This window comes from Streptomyces sp. NPDC055013 (assembly GCF_053608645.1).
The window spans coordinates 60,897-77,643 of the sequence record NZ_JBSGVW010000023.1 but is presented as its reverse complement, the minus strand read 5'-3'; the positions used below and the strand labels follow the sequence as shown (position 1 = coordinate 77,643).

Here is a 16,747-nt window from a genome sequence, read left to right as displayed (position 1 = left end):
CATGACCACCAATCCGTTCGAGGACGAGAGCGGCACCTACCTCGTACTCACCAACGCCGAGGGCCAGTTCTCGCTGTGGCCCGACGGGATCACCGTGCCGGACGGGTGGGACGTTGCCCTGACCGCGAGCAGCCGCGCGGACTGCCTCGCCTTCGTCGAAGACCGCTGGACGGACATATGTCCCACCCGCACGGCCTCCGATGCCTGAGACGAACGCAACGGGGGCGTTGCACGGCGTGCATGAACTCTTCGAGGAACAGGCCCGGCGGACACCGGCGGCGACCGCGCTGGTGTCCGGCGACCAGCGGCTGAGCTACGGCGAACTCGACGCGCGGGCCGACCGGTTGGCCGGGCTGCTGCGGGACCACGGCGTACGGCCGGGAGCCCTGGTGGGCGTTCATCTGGAGCGGTCCGCCGAGATGGTGGCGGCACTGCTCGGCACGCTCAAGGCCGGTGCCGGCTACGCGATGCTCGACCCGGGCTTTCCGGCGGAACGGCTGCGCGGGATGGCGGCCGACGCGGGCGTCGCGCTGGTGGTGTCCCGGCGTGGCTCCCAACAGCCCTTATCCGCGGTCGGGTCGGTGACCGTGGAGGACGCCGAACAGGCCGGGCCACTGCGGCGCGGCACCGTGGAGGTACGGCCGCAGGACCCGGCCTGCGTGATGTTCACCTCCGGCTCCACCGGCCGCCCGAAGGGCATCGTCGCCTCCCACGCCGCGATCACCGGGACACTGACCGGGCAGGACTTCGCGTCGTTCGGGCCCGGCGCGGTCTGGCTGCAGTGCTCCCCCGTGTCCTGGGACGCGTTCGCGATGGAGCTGTGGGGTCCGCTGCTGAACGGCGGTCTGTGCGTACTGCACCCGGGCCGGCGCCCCGACCCGGTGGTGATGGCCGGTCTGGTCGAGCGGCACGCCGTCACCTCCCTGTACCTCTCCGCCTCCCTCTTCCACGTGATCGTCGACGAGTACCCGCGGGCCCTCGCCGGTGTACGCGAACTGATCGTCGGAGGCGAACCGTTGTCGCCCGCGCACGCGGCCCGCGCCCTGGAGCGCCACCCCGCGCTGCGGCTGAGCAACGGCTACGGCCCGGTCGAGGGCATGGTCTTCCTGACCGTCCATCCGGTCACCGCCGACGAGGTACGGGACGGCAGCCCGGTGCCGATCGGCCGCCCGCTGGCCGGCAAACGACTCCGGGTGCTCGACGAGCGGCTGCGGCCGGTCGCCGACGGGGAGACGGGTGAGCTGTACGCCGCCGGGGCGGGCGTCGCCCTCGGCTACTGCGGCCGCCGCGAGTTGACGGCCGAGCGGTTCGTGGCCGACCCGTACGGGCCCGCCGGTGGCCGGATGTACCGCACCGGTGACCTGGTGCGGCGCCGGGCGGACGGAGTGCTGGAGTATTTGGGGCGGGCCGACGCGCAGGTGAAGATCCGCGGGTTTCGGGTGGAGCCCGGCGAGGTGGAGACGGTGCTGACCGGCCATCCGGGCGTGGTCCGGGCCGCCGTGGTCGCCCGTCCCGACGCCACGGGTGACAAGCGGCTGATCGCGTACGTCGTCCCTCGGGAAGGTCATCGGCAACAGCTGCCGGCAGCGGAACTGCGGGACCACGCGACGCGCGTCCTGGCCGACTATCTCGTCCCGGCCGCCTTCGTGGTCCTCGACGCCCTGCCCCTCACCCCCAACGGCAAGCTGGACCGCGCCGCCCTGCCGGAGCCCGGCCCCATCACCGGCTCCCTCGCGTCGGCGTCGGCACGACAGCCGTCCGGCCCGGTCGAGGGGGCGCTGTGCGAGCTGTTCTCCGAGGTGCTGGGGGTGGCGTCGATCGGCCCCGAGGACGACTTCTTCGCGCTCGGCGGCAACTCGCTGACGGTGGCGCGGCTGCTGGGGCGGATCCAGTCGACGCTGGGCGCCGGGATCGGCGTACGGACGCTGTTCGAGTGCCGGACGCCGGCGGCGCTGGTGCCGTATGTGGAGAAGGCCTGCAAGGCGGAGGCAGGGAGGGTCGAGGAGCCCGCAGTCGCCCCGGAGGGGGATGCGCTGCCCCTGTCGTACGCCCAGCGCCGCCTCTGGTTCCTCGACCAGGTCGACGCGGGTAACGCCTACACGCTTCCGGTGCTGGTGCGGCTGCGCGGCACGGTCGATCCGGAGGCTCTTCGGGCCGCTCTCGGGGACGTGGCCGCCCGGCAGACGGCGCTGCGTACGGTCTTCGAGGAGCGCGACGGTGAGCCGTGGCAGCGGGTACGGGTCGGCGCCGAAGCACTGCCTCGGCTTCGGCAAGTCGACGTGACATCCGGCCAATTGGTCACGGCTGTCGCGGAAGCCGCCCGGCACCGTTTCGACCTCGCTGCCGAACTTCCCCTGCACGCCGTGCTGTTCGGCATCCAGGACCGGCCGGGCGAGCACGCGCTGCTGCTTGTGCTGCACCACATCGCGGGTGACGGCTGGTCGCTGCCCCCGCTCTTCCGGGACCTGTCGCGCGCCTACGCCACCCGGGTCTCCGGCTCCGCGCCGGAGCTCGCCCCGCTGCCGGTGCCGTACGCCGATTTCGCCCGCCGGCAGCAGGGGCGGCTGGGTTCGGCGGACGATCCGGGATCGCTCGCCGCGGCCCACCTCACCTTCTGGCGCAAGGCATTGGCGGGCCTTCCGACCGGCGGCCCCCTGCTCCCGCGGCGCCCTGGAAGGCCCGCCGTGCCGGGCCGGGAAGCCGCCACGGTCGTACGGCGGCTGGACGCCCGAGCGCATGCGCTGATCGTCGACGGGGCCCGGGCGGAGGGCGCCACGCTCTTCATGGCGTTGCACGCCGCCCTCGCCGCCGTGCTGGTGCGTGCGGGGGCCGGCGAGGATCTGGCGGTCGGCTCCCCCATCGCCGGGCGGGGGCACGACGGCGCGGTCGACGACGTCGTCGGGTTCTTCGTCAACATGCTGGTGCTGCGCAACGACGCCTCCGGCGACCCCACGGCCCGGCAGCTGCTCGCGCGTACCCGGGAGACGGCGCTGGACACCTTCGCCCACCAGGACGTGCCGTTCGAGGAGGTCGTGGGAGCGCTCAACCCGGTACGGCCCCCGGGGCGGCAGCCGTTCACCGAGGTCGTGCTGGCGTTGCAGAACAACGCCCGGGCCGAGGTGGACCTGCCCGGCGCCGAGTCCGGCGTGGAGCCGCTGCGCACCGGAACCGCGCGCTTCGAGCTGCTGGTCGACGTCACCGACGACCACGGGGCGTCGGGCGCGCCGGACGGCATGACGCTGGTCTTCGAGTACCGGACCTCGTGTCTGGAGCCGGAGTTCGTCGAGTGGCTGGCGGACGCGGTCGTCGAGGCGCTGCGCGCGGGGGCCGCCGAGCCGGACGTACCGCTGTCCCGGCTCGAGCTGCCGGAGCCTCCCCGGCGGGCGGACGCGGCGCGGGACGCTGTCCTCACCCCCGCGACCTCGGCAGGCGTCCCGACGGACTCCGCGCTGCACCGGGAGATCGCCGCCGTCTGGTCCGACGTCCTCGGGATGGAGCACATCGGTCCGGATGACGACTTCTTCCGGCTCGGCGGCAACTCGCTGCGCGCGGTACGGGTCGCGGCCCGCCTCACCAGCACCGGGCGCACGGTGACGGCCGGCCAGCTGTTCACCTCGCCCACGGTCGCCGCCCTCGCCGCCGAGCTGGAGCGGGCACCGGCCGAGGCACCCGCCGCCCCGGCGCCCATCCCGCGCCGACCGCGCGTTCCCCGGCAGCCGGGCCGCGGCAGCCGTACCGACGTCCCCGGTACAGGCCGTACCGACGACCCGAGTCAGAAGGAGGTGCCATGGACCTGAGTGTGATGTTCTTCGGCGCCGACACACCCGCCGACAGCCCGGCCGGCGGCGTGCCGCGGCACAGCGAGGCCTACGACGACATCCTCACGGTCGCCCGCACCGCGGACCGGCTCGGCTTCCACGCGATCTGGACGCCCGAGCGGCACTTCCAGCAGGTGGGCCAGGTGTTCCCGAGCCCGCCGGTGCTCAGCGCGGCGCTCGCGGTGGCCACCGAGCGGATCAACATCCGGGCGGGCAGCGTGATCCTGCCGCTGCACCATCCGCTGCGGATCGCGGAGGACTGGGCCGTCGTCGACAACCTCTCGCACGGCCGGATCGGGCTGTCCGCGGCCACGGGCTGGCACTCGACCGACTTCGTGCTGGCCCCGGACAACTACGACGGCCGGCGCGAGCAGACGCTCCGGGACATCCCGCTGCTGCGGCGGCTGTGGGCCGGCGAGGCCGCCGAGTTCACCGACGGCACCGGCACCCCGGTCGCCGTCCTGCCGCAGCCCCGCCCCGTCCAGAAGACCCTGCCCCTGTGGCTGACCAGCTCAGGCAACCCCGTGACCTGGGAGGCCGCCGGAAGCCTGCGCACCGGCGTACTCGGGGCGACCGTCGGGCAGAGCCGGGACGAGCTGGCCGAGAAGATCGCCCGCTATCGCGCGGCCTGCGCCGCCGCCCCCGACCAGGGCGGCACCGACGCGCACGGCCGGGTGACGCTGATGGCACACACGTTCGTCGGCGCGGACGACGAGGAGGCGCGGCGGCTGGCCGGCGTACCGCTGAAGCGGTATCTGCAGTCGTACGTACGGCAGACGACCGCCAACCGCACGGCCGACAAGGCGACGGCGGAGCTCACCGAGGAACAGACCGTGCTGCTCGCCGAGTTCGCCTTCCACCGTTATCTGACCTGGGGCAGCCTGCTCGGCTCCGCCGGGACCTGCCGGAAGATGCTCGCCGATCTGCGCGAGCTGGGCTGCGACGAGGTCGCATGCTTCGTGGACTTCGGCCTCGGCCGCGACGAAGTGCTGGCCGGGCTGCACCGGCTGGCCGAACTCCGGGAGGACGTGGCGTGACAGGGGATTTCGCGAGACTCCGGGAGGACGTGGCGTGACGGGGACGACGGGGGCGGCCAGGGCGACCGGTGCCTCGATGGCCGAGCGGTTCGGCGCGCTCAGCGGTGAGCAGCGCGTCCGGCTGATGCGCCGGCTCGTGGAGTCCGGGCAGCTGGGTCTGATCCCGGCGGTCGTGCCGCGCCGGGACGAGAACGGTCCGGTGCGGCTCAGCCCCGCGCAGGAGGACCTGTGGGTGTACGAGTCGCTGTATCCCGGCACTCCCGCGCTCAACCTGTGCAGCGCCTACCACTTCGACGAGACGGTCGCGCCGGTCGACCCGGACCGGCTGGAGACCGCGCTCACCCTGGTCCGGTCCCAGCACGACATCCTGCGGGCGCGCCTCGGCGGCGAGCCGGGCGCCCTGTACGTCACCTTCCCGTCCGAGGACCGTTTCGTCCTGGAGCGGGAGGACCTGCGCGGCACCGGCACCACCATCGCGGAAGCCTTCGAGACCTTCCGGCGCCGCTCCTTCGACCTGGCCGGCGGACCACTGATGCGGGCCCGCCTCGTCACCCTCGACGAGCGGCGCACCACGCTGATGCTGGGCCTGCACCACGTCATCGCCGACTGGTGGTCCTTCGACGTGCTCCAGGCCGAGTTCGCCGAGGCCCACCACGCCACCGGCAGCGGCGGCGGTACGACCACGGCCCGTCCCCTCATCCAGTACGCCGACTTCGCCTCCTGGCAGGGTGAGCTTGAGGAAGCCGGCGTCTTCGCGGCACGGCTGGACTTCTGGCGCCGCTACCTGGCCCAGCCGCCGGGCCCGCTCACCGTGCCGGGCAGCCGCAACGACTCCGGCGACGACATCGCGCAGATCCCCTTCCGCGTCGACGCCCCGACCGCCCGGGCGATTCGGGCCCTGGCCCGGGAGCGCGGTGCCTCCGTCTACGTCGTCCTGATGGCGGCCTTCGCGGTCCTCGCGCACCGCCTCACGGGCGCCGACGACATGGTGCTCGGCACCCCGACCGCCAACCGGGCCGCCAAGGGCCTGGAGCGGGTCATCGGGTATGTCATGAACGCCATCCCGACCCGCTGGCGGATCCGGCCCGGGGACTCCTTCGCCGACGTGCTGTCCCGGTTCGCCACGGACTTCCCCGAGCTGATGGCCAACGCCGACGTGCCCGTGGGCCGGATCGTCTCGACGGTGGCCCCCGACCGCAGCGCCGGGCGCTCCCCGCTGTTCCAGTGGGTGTTCATGCACCTCACCCAGCAGCGCAGCGTGGCCGCGCTGCGGGAGTTCAGCGAGCCCGAGCGGATCCACACCGGCGGCGAGCACGACCTCGTGGGCATCGTCCGCGACGCCGACGACGGCGCGATGGACGGCAGCTTCGAGATCCGTACGGCCCTCTTCGGCGCCGACACCGTACGTCACTGGACGGACGCCTACCTGGAGCTGCTGCGCCGCTTCACCGCCGACCCCGAGGTGCCGCTCGCCGAGGTCGGCCTGGTTCCGGAGGCCGACCGGACGCGGCTGCTGGAGCTCGGCGTCGGCCCTGACGCACCCGAGCCGGTGTCGCTACCCGACCTGGTGGCACGGCAGGCGGTCCGTACGCCGGACGCGCCTGCGCTGGAGGCCGGGGCGCTGGCGCTGACCTACGCCGAACTCATTGACCGGGTTGACAGGTTGGCCGCGGTGTTCGCCGAGCACGGGGTGGGGGCCGGTGCGGTCGTGGCCCTTGCGCTGGGGCGCACGGCGGCGATGGTCCCTGCGTTGCTGGCCGTGCAGCGGGTCGGCGCCGCCTATCTGCCGGTGGATCCGGACTATCCGAGCGAGCGGATCCGGGGGGCGCTGGAGGACGCGAAGCCGGTGCTGATGGTGGTGGGCGAGCAGGGCGCCGCGGTCGATACGGATGTGCCGATGCTGGTCTTGAGCAATTCACTGGAATTGCCGCACAATGCCGGTGGTCGTGTGCCGCGCCGTCGTGGCTTGTCGCACAGTTCCCCGCGCCCCTTGAGGGGGCTGACGCCTGCGTATGTCATACACACCTCGGGTTCCACCGGGCGTCCCAAGGGCGTCCTCGTCCCGCACACCGGTCTGGCCGCCCTCGCTCGCGGTCTCACGGAGTCGATGGAGCTGGGCCCCGACAGCAGGATCCTGCAGCTCGGGTCGCCCGCGTTCGACATCTCCGTGGCCGAGATGTGCATGGCGTTCGGCTCGGGCGGGACGCTGGTCGTGCCGCCCGAGGGGCCGCTCGCCGGGCCGGGGCTGGCCGATGTGCTGACCGGGCTGCGGATCAGCGCCGCGATGCTGCCGCCGTCGGTGCTGGCGACGGTCCCCGCCGGGGAGTACCCGGCGCTGCGGTCGCTGGCCGTGGGCGCGGAGGCGTGCCCGCCGGAACTGGTGGCCCGCTGGGCGGTCGGCGGACGCCGGTTCCACAACGCCTACGGGCCCACCGAGTTCACCGTCGCCGCCACCGTCTCCGGCCCGCTGACCGGCGACGGCACGGCCCCGCCCATCGGCGCCCCGCTGCCGGGCACGCGCGCGTACGTGCTCGACGGGCGGCTGCGGCCGGTGCCGCCCGGGGTGAGCGGCGAGCTGTATCTGGCGGGGCCGGGGGTGGCGTACGGCTATCTGGGCCGGCCGGGGGCGACCGCCGAGCGGTTCGTCGCCGACCCGTACGGGGAACCCGGCGCGCGCATGTACCGCACCGGTGACCTGGCCCGGCGGCGTGACGACGGGCAACTGGAGTACCTGGGCCGGTCCGACGACCAGGTGAAGATCCGGGGGCAGCGGATCGAGCCCGGCGAGATCGCGGCCGTCCTCGGCGGGCATCCGTCGGTGGAGCAGGCCGTGGCCGTCGTACGGGAGGACCGGCCGGGCAGGCCGCGGCTCGTCGCGTACGTCGTCGGCGCGGCCGGCAGGGAACCGGCGCCGGACGCCCTGCTGGCGTACGCCGCCGGGCGGTTGCCCGCCGGCATGGTGCCGGCCGACGTGGTGGTGCTGGGGGCGCTGCCGCTTGCGCCCAACGGCAAGCTGGACCGGGCGGCGCTGCCCGCGCCGGGAACGCGGCCCGATCGTGCCGGGCGGGCGCCGGAAGGCGTTCGAGAAGTCACCCTGTGCGCCCTGTTCGAGGAGGTGCTCGGTGTCGAACGGGTCGGTGCCGATGACGACTTCTTCCGGCTCGGCGGCGACAGCATCATGGCGATCCAGCTGGCCGGGCGGGCTTCGGGGGCGGGACTCGGCATCACGCCGCGTGACGTCTTCACGGCCCGTACGCCGGCCGCACTGGCACTGACGGCGCGGGAGGTGGCGGGACTCGGCGCGGATGCGGGCCCGGACTCCGGCACCGGGCGCTTCCCGCTCACGCCGGTCATGCGCTGGTGGCGTGAGCAGGGCGGCGGGGACGCGGCGGCGTTCACGCAGTCGATGGTGTTCCCGGTGCCGCGGGACGTGACCCCGGAGCGTGTCGAGGAGGCGGTGCGCGGGCTGGTCGGGCGGCACGGTGTGCTGCGGATGCGTCTCGTGGACGGGGAGTTGGAGGTTCCCGAGGACATTCCCGGGGCGGCCGTCGACCGTGTCGGAGTGCCGGTCGGTGCCGATCTGCGGGTAACGGCCGAGGAGTTGGCGGCGTCGGTGCGGCTCGACCCGGAGAGGGGCGAGATGCTGCGGGCGACCTGGCTGGCCGCTGCTGCCGGGCAGCCGGGGTTGCTCCTGCTGACGGTGCACCATCTGGCGGTGGACGGGGTGTCCTGGCGGCTGCTGGGTCCCGAACTGGCCGCCGGGCTGGCCGGGGAGCGGCTGCCGGAGAGCGCGGGCACCTCCTTCGCGCGCTGGGCCGGCCTGCTGGCGCAGGAGGCGGTGCGGCCCGAGCTTGCCGATGTGGAGTCCGCCTGGTGGGAGCGGATGCTGACCGGCCCGGACGCGCGGATCGCCGGCGGGCGCGGTGTCGGGGCAAGCCGTGCCGTGCTCACCGTCGAGCTGACACCCGAGGTCACCGAGGCTGCCCTGTCCGAGGTGACCGCGGCCTTCCACTGCGGCCCGGACGCCGTGCTGCTGACGGCGCTGGCCGCCGCCGCGGTACGGCGCCGGGGCGAGGGCTCCGGCCTGCTGGTCCACCTGGAGGGCCACGGCCGTGAGGCACTCTCCACGCCGGCCGACGTCTCTCGTACGGTCGGCTGGTTCACCACCCAGTACCCGGTCCGGGTGGACGCGGGCAGCGCGCTCGGCCCGGACTTCTGGCAGCCCGTGCGGGACGCGGCCGGAGAGGCGCTCAAGCAGATCAAGGAGCAGCTGCGGGCGGTCCCCTCGGGCGGCCTCGGCTGGGGTCTGCTGCGCCACCTCAACCCGGACACGGCCCCGAAGCTGGCCGCACTGCCCGTCCCCGACCTGCGCTTCAACTACCTGGGCCGGTTCTCCGGCGACGACACGGCCGACGGCGAGCTGCTCGGCATGGCCACGGAGGCGCTGCCGCTCGGACACGCGGTGGAGGTCGACGCGCTGGTCACGGAACGGGATTCCGGGCGGCTGTGTCTCAGCGCCGGATTCTCGTACGCGCGTGGCGAGCTCGGCGAGGACGAGGTCCTGGCGCTGGCCCGGCTGTGGTGCGAGGCGATCGAGGTGCTGGTCGAGCACACCCGCCGGGACGGCACCGGCGGCCACACCAGCTCCGACTTCCCGCTCGTCGACCTGTCCTCCGATCAACTCGCCCTGCTGGAGGAAGACTTGGACTTCGAGCCGGCCGACGAGGACAGCGAGGGGGACGACTGATGGGCGGCCGTATCGCGGACGTGCTTCCGCTTTCCCCCGCGCAGGAGGGGCTGCTCTTCCACGCCCTGCGTGATCCGGAGGGCCCCGACCCGTATCTGGTGCAGGCGCGGTTCCGGATCGCCCCCGGTGTCACGGCCGAGGCGGTGCGGGCCGGGGTGGCCGGGCTGCTGGAGCGGTATCCGAATCTGCGGGCGTGCTTCCGGCACGAGCACGTCGACCGGCCGGTGCAGGTGATCCCGCGTGCGGTGAAGCTGCCCTGGACGCAGACCGACCACACCGGGCGTACACCGGACGAGACGGAGGCGGAGCTTGCCCGCCTCATGGCCGAGGACCGGCACCGGCGCTTCGATCCGGCCCGGCCGCCCTTGGTACGGGCCACCCTGGCGCGGCACGACGAGGGTGCGGATCTGCTGCTGACCTTCCACCACATCCTGCTGGACGGCTGGTCGTTGCCGTTGCTCGCGCGGGATCTGGAGGCGCTGGTGGCGGGTACCGGGGAGCTCTCACCCGCCGCTCCCTTCAAGCAGTACCTGGTCTGGCTGAACGGTCAGGACCAGGTCCGCGCGGAAGCTGCCTGGCGCGAGGCGCTGGGCGGCCCGACGCGGCCCGCGTTGCTGTCGCCGCAGGGGCCCGACGGCCGCGAGGACACGGTCGACATCGAGCTGACACCCGAGCTGACGGCGGCCGTCACCCGACGTGCCGCGGACGCCGGTGTCACCGTCAACACCGTCGCGCAGACCGCCTGGGCCCTGGTGCTGGCCCGGATGACCGGCGCCGAGGACCTGGTGTTCGGCGCGGTCGTCTCCGGGCGGCCGCACGATCTGCCCGGTGTCGAGCGGATGGTGGGGCTGTTCATCAACACGCTGCCCGTGCGGATCGGGCTGCGCCCCGGCGAGGACGTCGACGGACTGCTGGCCCGCGTCCAGGACGAGCAGTTGCGGCTGGCGCCGTACCACCACGTACGGCTCTCGCAGGTGCAGCGGGCGGCCGGCGCGGGCGAACTCTTCGACACGGTCCTGGCGTTCGAGAACTTCCCGCGTTCCGAAGGGCGCGCCCCGGCCGTCGAGCTGGTCGAGACACGGGACGCGACGCACTACCCGGTGACCGTCGCCGTCGTCGCCGGCGAACGGATGCTGCTGCGGGTCAGCTGCCGCCGGGGCATCTCTGCGGCCACGATCGGCGCCCGCCTGGCGCACGCCCTGGAGGCGCTGACCTGCGCGCACGGGTCGCCGGCCGACCGGCTCGACGTCCTCCCGCCACAGGAACGGCGGCAGTTGCTCGCCCTCTCCGACGGGCCGGTGCGTCCGGCGCCCGAGACGTTGAGCATCCCCGGGCGCTTCGCCGAGCAGGTGGCCCGTACGCCCGACGCACCCGCCGTCGAGTCCGACGGCGAGGTGCTGACGTACGGCGGTCTCGACGCGGCGTCCCACGCGCTGGCGGGTCGGCTCCGGGAGGCGGGGGTACGGCCCGGCGACGCCGTGGCCCTGCCGCTGGCACGGTCCGTGTCCATGGTCGTCGCGCAGCTGGCCGTGCTGAAGGCGGGCGCGTGCTGTCTGCCGCTGGATCCGGAGGCTCCGGCGGGACGGTTGGCGGCGCTGGTGAAGGCGGCGGACGCGCGGATGGCGATGGTCGGCACGGAGGTGGATCTGCCGGATGGCGTACGGACGTTGGACCTTCGCGAACCCGACGCCACCGCACACCCGCCGATGCCCCCCGTACAGCCCGGGTCTCCGGCCTGCGTGATGTACACCTCCGGCTCGACGGGCGAACCGAAGGGCATCGTCACCCCGCACCGGGCCGTCGTCGAACTCGCCGCCGACTCCCGCTTCACGGGCGGCGCTCACGAGCGCGTCCTCCTGCACAGCCCGCACACCTTCGACGCCGCGACCTACGAGACGTGGGTGCCCCTGCTGAACGGCGGCACCGTGGTGGTCGCCCCGCCCGGCCCCGTCACCCCTGACGTGCTCAAGAGGCTGCTGCCCGAAGCGCGTGTCACGGCCGTATGGCTCACCGCAGAACTCCTGCGCACCGTCGCGGAGATCGCGCCCGAGGTGCTCGGCAGCGTGCGTGAGGTGTGGGCGGGCGGGGACGTCCTCGCGCCCGAGGCGGTGCGCCGGGTGCGTGAACTGTGCCCCGGCACCCGGGTCGTCAACGGCTACGGCCCCACCGAGACCACGGTGTTCGCCACGGCCCACGGTGTGACCGGTGACATCGGCGCGTCCGTGCCGATCGGCCGGCCCCTCGACAACACCCGCGCCCACGTCCTCGACCACCTCCTGCGCCCGGTACCGGTGGGAACGGTCGGCGAGCTGTACGTCGCCGGTGCCGGGCTCGCCCACGGGTACCTGAACCGCCCCGGCCGAACCGCCGAGCGTTTCGTCGCCGATCCGTACGGCCCGCCCGGCGCACGGATGTACCGCACGGGCGATCTGGTGCGCCGGCTCGCGGGCGGTGACCTGGAGTTCATGGGCCGCGGTGACGACCAGGTCAAGGTGCGCGGCTTCCGGATCGAGCCCGGCGAGGTGGAGGCCGCCCTGGCCGGCTGCCCGGGTGTGGAGCGGGCCGTGGTCGCCGCGCGCCCCGGGCCGGACGGCGGCAAGCGGCTGGTCGCGTATGTCGTGGGCGGCGACCTGGACCTCGTACGGGAGCACGCGGCGCGCACGCTGCCCGCGCATCTGCTGCCGTCGGCGTGGGCCCGCCTGGACGCCGTCCCGCTGACCGTGCACGGCAAGGTCGACCGGGCCGCGCTGCCCGAGCCCGAGCCGGAGGGAGGCCGTCGGGACAGTGGGAGGCGGATCGCCCGGCCGGGGCGCGAGCAGCGGTTGTGCGCGCTGTTCGGGCAGGTGCTGGGCGTCGACGGGCTCGGCCCCGACGCCGACTTCTTCGCGCACGGCGGCCACTCGCTGCTCGCCCTGCGTCTGACCGCGAGGATCCAGGCGGAGCTGGGTATCCGGGTGCCCCCGGCCGTGCTGTTCGAGGCGCCCACACCCGCCGCGCTCGCCGCGCGCCTGGCGACAGGGCAGGCGGAGGACCGGGACGACGACGCCTACGCCCCGCTGCTCACCCTGCGCCGCGAGGGCGACCTGCCCCCGCTGTTCTGTCTGCACCCGGGGCTGGGGCTCGGCTGGGCGTACGCGGCACTGCTGCCGCACCTCGCGCCCGGGCGGCCGGTGTACGCGTTGCAGACGCCGGTGCTGCAGGGCGAACAACTGCCTCGGACGATGGCGGAGTTGGCAGAGAGCTACGTGTCGCGCATCCGGGCGGTGCGGCCGCACGGGCCGTATCTGCTGCTCGGCCGGTCCTTCGGCGGGCCCATCGCCCATGAGCTGGCGGTGCGGCTGCGCGCGGCCGGCGAGCAGGTCGGGCTCGTCGCCGTACTGGACGCGATGCCGAAGCCGCCCGAGGTGGCACGCGTACCGCTGGACCCGGCGGTCGTGGAGCAGTCCGCGCTGGACAACCTGCTGCGCAACGCGCTGCCCGGGGTTGCGGCCGGGCCGGGGCCGCTGGAGCGGGCCGAGGTCGTCGCCCGCGTCCACGCGCACAGCGCCCTGCTGGCCGACCTGGACGAACGGCGCCTCGACACCCTGGTCGCCGCCATGGAGCGGTACATCGAGCTGGCCCGCGCCTGGCGGCCGTCGCCGTACGACGGTCGCGTGACCCTCTTCTCGGCCACCCGCACGGCGGAGGCCACGACCGAGGAGAAGGACGCGGCGTGGCAGGCCTGCTCGGCCGGGGTGGACGTGCACGAACTGGACTGCGAGCACAGCGATGTGCTCACGGCGGGGCCGGTCGGCGAGATCGCCACGGCCGTGGAGAACGTACTGGCAAGGGACCGCACGGGGGACGGAGCACAGGCAGATGGACGCTGACGACATCGGTACCGGGACCACTGAGGAGTACGAGTTCCCGACCTCGGACGCGCAGGCCCGGCTGCTCGTCCTGGACCACATGGACCCGGGCAGCGCGACCTACCACGTGCCCGCCGCCTTCGCCGTGCACGGGCCCTTCGACACGGCCGCCTTCGGCCGTGCCCTCGACGCGCTCGTCGTCCGGCACGAGTCGCTGCGCACGGTGTTCCGTACCGGCACCGACGGAGTGCCGCTGCAGATCGTGTCGGCGGCCGGGCGGGCCGAGCCGCGCGTGGAGCGCGATGTCCCCGTGGCCGAGGTGGACGCCCGGATGCGCGCGGAGGCCGCGCGCCCCTTCGACGTGACGACCGGCCCGCTGCTGCGCTGCACGCTGTACGCCGTGGCCGACGGCAGCCACCGCATCCTGCTCGTCGCCCACCACCTGGTCTGCGACGGCTGGTCGCTGGGCGTGCTGCTGCGGGAGCTGTCGGCCGGCTACGAGAACGAGACCAAGGGCCTGGCCCATACGCTGCCCGAACTCGCCCTTCAGTTCCCGGACTTCGCGTCCTGGCAGCGCGAGCGGCAGGCGAACGGCGAGTACGCCGGCTCCGTCGCGTACTGGGCCGAGCGGCTGCGGGGCGCCGCCGGGACGGTCCCGCTGCCCTTGGACCGGCCGCGCGGTGCGGTCCGTTCGGCGGCGGGCGGCACCGAACGGTTCACGTTGCCGGCCGGGGTCCGCGAGCGGATCGCCGAGACGGCACGGGCACGCGGCGGTACGCCGTTCATGGCGGTCTTCGCCGCGTACGCCGCGTTCGTGAGCCGGCTGTCGGGCGCCGAGGACCTGGTGATCGGTTTCCCCGTCTCCGGCCGGGACCGTCCGGAACTCCAGGACCTGGTCGGCATGCTGACCAACACCCTGGCCCTGCGGATCGACCTGTCCGGCGACCCGTCGTACCACGACCTGATCGACCGCCTGCGCACCGCCCTGCTGGACTCCCAGCCGTACCAGGACGCCCCCTTCGAGGCCGTCGTGAACGCGGTCGCCCCCGCCCGCGAGATCAGCCACGACCCGGTCGTCCAGGTGGTCTTCGGCTACGACGACGACACCGAACTGACGCTGCGCCTGGCCGGCGCCGAGACCGAGCGCGTCCATGTCGGCCTGGACACCGCGAAGTTCGACTTCCACCTCCAGGTGGAGCGCTGGGGCGAGGACCTCGCCGCGTATCTCATCCACCGCAGCGCCCTGTTCGAGGCGGAGACGGTACGCCGGTGGGTGCGGTGCTTCGAGACGCTGGTGGGGGGCTTGCTGGACACGCCGGACGCCCCACTGTCGACGGTCGACATGCTCCCGGAGGACGAGGCGGAACGTCTTCTCGCCCTGCACGACAACGCGCCCCACAGGGGCGCGGGGAACTGCGCGACCAGCCACAACGAACCCGCAGCCGCCGTACGACACAACGCGGCACCCCCCAAGGCGCACCTGGTACCCGACCTCGTGGCGGACCGCGCCGCCGAGCAGCCGGAGGCCACCGCCCTGGTCTGCGGCGACCTGCGCCTGACGTACCGCGAACTGCTCGAGCGCGCCGACACCCTCGCGGCCCGCCTGCGCGAGCACGGCGTACGCCCCGGCGACCGGGTCGGCCTGCTGCTGCCGAGGGGTGCCGACATGGGCATGGCCGCCCTCGCGGTGCTCCGCGCCGGCGCCGCGTACGTACCCCTGGACCCGGCGCATCCGGCGGCCCGCCTCGCCTACATGATCGCCGACTCGGGCACGTCCCTGCTGCTGACGGCGGTGGAGACGACAGGCCTGGCCGGGACGGACGTACCGGAACTGCGGGTCGACGAGGACACGGACACGGCACCCGCGCAGCCCCCGGTGGCGTGCGCCCCCGGCGACCTCGCCTACGTCCTCTACACATCCGGCTCCACCGGCGTCCCGAAGGGCGTCGCCGTCGAGCACCGCTCGCTGCTGAACCTCGCGACGAACGTGCGCCTCGTGTTCCCGGTGACCGCCGAGGACCGCGTCCTCCAGTTCGTGTCGTTCGGCTTCGACGTGGCCGTGTCCGACCTGTTCTTCCCCTGGGTCGCGGGCGCGGAACTGCACATCGCGCGGGAGGACGAGCGACTCGGCGAGGCGCTTCAGGCACGGCTCAGGGACTCCCGCATCACTTACGTCTTCCTGCCGCCGTCCGCCGCGATGACCCTGCCCCGCGCCCCGGGCGCCCTGCCCGAGCTGCGCACGCTCGCGGTCGGCGGCGAGGCGTGCCCGGCCGAGCTGGTGGAGCGGCTCGGCGAGGAGGGCCGCCGGATCGTCAACGCGTACGGCCCCAGCGAGGCCACGGTGTACTCCACCACGGCCGATCTGCGTCCGGGCGAGCCGGTGGTGATCGGTCACACCGTCCCCGGCTCCCGCGCCTACGTACTGGACCGCCGGCTGCGCCCGGTCCCGGTCGGCGTTACCGGCGAGCTGTACGTCGCCGGGGCCACGCTGGCCCGCGGCTACATCGGCCAGCCCGGAATGACGGCCGAACGCTTCGTCGCCGACCCGTACGGCCCGCCCGGCAGCAGGATGTACCGCACCGGGGACCTGTGCCGTGTCGACGCGCACGACGTGCTGCACTACCTCGGCCGCGGGGACTCCCAGGTGAAGCTGCGCGGCTACCGGATCGAGCTGGGCGAGATCGAGGCCCTGCTGGCAGGGCATGCCGATGTCACGGTGGCCGCGGCCGCGGTGCGCGGGGACGGTGCCGAGCAGCGGCTGGTGGCGTACGTGGTCACCACCGCGGAGATGCCGGACGCGGTGCTGCGTGCCCACTTGGCGCAGCGGCTCCCCGGCTACATGGTCCCGGATGTCTTCGTACGCCTGCCGGAGCTGCCCCTGAACCGCTCCGGCAAGATCGACCGGTCCCGGCTTCCCGAACCCTCCTCGTCACGGCCGGCGTTGAGCGAGTCGTACGCCGCTCCGGGCAGCGCGACCGAGCAGCGCGTGGCCGGGGTCTGGCAGCGGGTGCTGACCCTGGACCGGGTCGGCGTGCACGACAACTTCTTCGACCTCGGCGGGAATTCGGTACGGCTGCTGGCGGTGCTCGCGGCGCTCCAGGAGCACCCGGAGCACCGGGGCCTCACCCTCGTCGACCTCTTCCGGCATCCGACGGTGGCTGCCGTGGCGGCCCACCTCGACAGTACGGCCGAGAACACCGCACCCCGCGAGGAGGCGGCCCGGCGCGGCAGCGACCGCCGGGCGGCCCTGCAGAAGATCCGTTCCAGGAAAGGCACGACGCGATGACGACCGAGGAA

Annotated in this window: 6 protein-coding genes; all 6 read left to right on the top strand. The window is 74.0% G+C overall.

Going from position 1 to position 16,747, the window contains the following annotated elements:
- Window position 1: 1 nt before the first annotated feature.
- The 6 genes from ACWGDB_RS25950 to ACWGDB_RS25925 are packed head-to-tail and all read left to right on the top strand — an operon-like array spanning window position 2 to window position 16,736.
- Entirely contained in the window at window positions 2-208 is a 207-nt protein-coding gene (locus ACWGDB_RS25950) for an MbtH family protein (protein ID WP_453824608.1), read from the top strand.
- The gene (locus ACWGDB_RS25945) at window positions 201-3,797 is read left to right on the top strand and encodes an amino acid adenylation domain-containing protein (protein ID WP_453824607.1); all 3,597 of its coding nucleotides are present in this window, start codon (window positions 201-203) and stop codon (window positions 3,795-3,797) included. The genes ACWGDB_RS25950 and ACWGDB_RS25945 overlap by 8 nt, the downstream gene beginning before the upstream one ends.
- A complete protein-coding gene (locus ACWGDB_RS25940; protein ID WP_453824606.1) occupies window positions 3,788-4,855 on the top strand; it encodes a MupA/Atu3671 family FMN-dependent luciferase-like monooxygenase in 1,068 nt (355 codons plus the stop codon). Before ACWGDB_RS25945 ends, ACWGDB_RS25940 begins: the two co-directional genes overlap by 10 nt.
- A 34-nt stretch (window positions 4,856-4,889) precedes the next feature.
- Window positions 4,890-9,602 carry an amino acid adenylation domain-containing protein gene (locus tag ACWGDB_RS25935; RefSeq protein WP_453824605.1) on the top strand — a complete coding sequence of 1,571 codons (4,713 nt, stop codon included), beginning with the start codon at window positions 4,890-4,892 and terminating at the stop codon, window positions 9,600-9,602.
- Window positions 9,602-13,471 (top strand): non-ribosomal peptide synthetase, encoded by a 3,870-nt coding sequence (locus tag ACWGDB_RS25930; protein ID WP_453824604.1) that lies wholly within the window; start codon window positions 9,602-9,604, stop codon window positions 13,469-13,471. The genes ACWGDB_RS25935 and ACWGDB_RS25930 overlap by 1 nt, the downstream gene beginning before the upstream one ends.
- Window positions 13,461-16,736, top strand: coding sequence for a non-ribosomal peptide synthetase (locus ACWGDB_RS25925; RefSeq protein ID WP_453824603.1), 3,276 nt, complete (start codon window positions 13,461-13,463; stop codon window positions 16,734-16,736). Before ACWGDB_RS25930 ends, ACWGDB_RS25925 begins: the two co-directional genes overlap by 11 nt.
- Window positions 16,737-16,747: the final 11 nt, after the last annotated feature.

Excerpts from the sequence above, each read along its gene's own strand:
- ACWGDB_RS25940 (WP_453824606.1), top strand. The coding sequence starts at position 3,788 with ATGGACCTGAGTGTGATGTTCTTCGGCGCCGACACACCCGCCGACAGC.
- ACWGDB_RS25930 (WP_453824604.1), top strand. The coding sequence starts at position 9,602 with ATGGGCGGCCGTATCGCGGACGTGCTTCCGCTTTCCCCCGCGCAGGAG.
- ACWGDB_RS25925 (WP_453824603.1), top strand. The coding sequence starts at position 13,461 with ATGGACGCTGACGACATCGGTACCGGGACCACTGAGGAGTACGAGTTC.
- ACWGDB_RS25945 (WP_453824607.1), top strand. The coding sequence starts at position 201 with ATGCCTGAGACGAACGCAACGGGGGCGTTGCACGGCGTGCATGAACTC.
- ACWGDB_RS25950 (WP_453824608.1), top strand. The coding sequence starts at position 2 with ATGACCACCAATCCGTTCGAGGACGAGAGCGGCACCTACCTCGTACTC.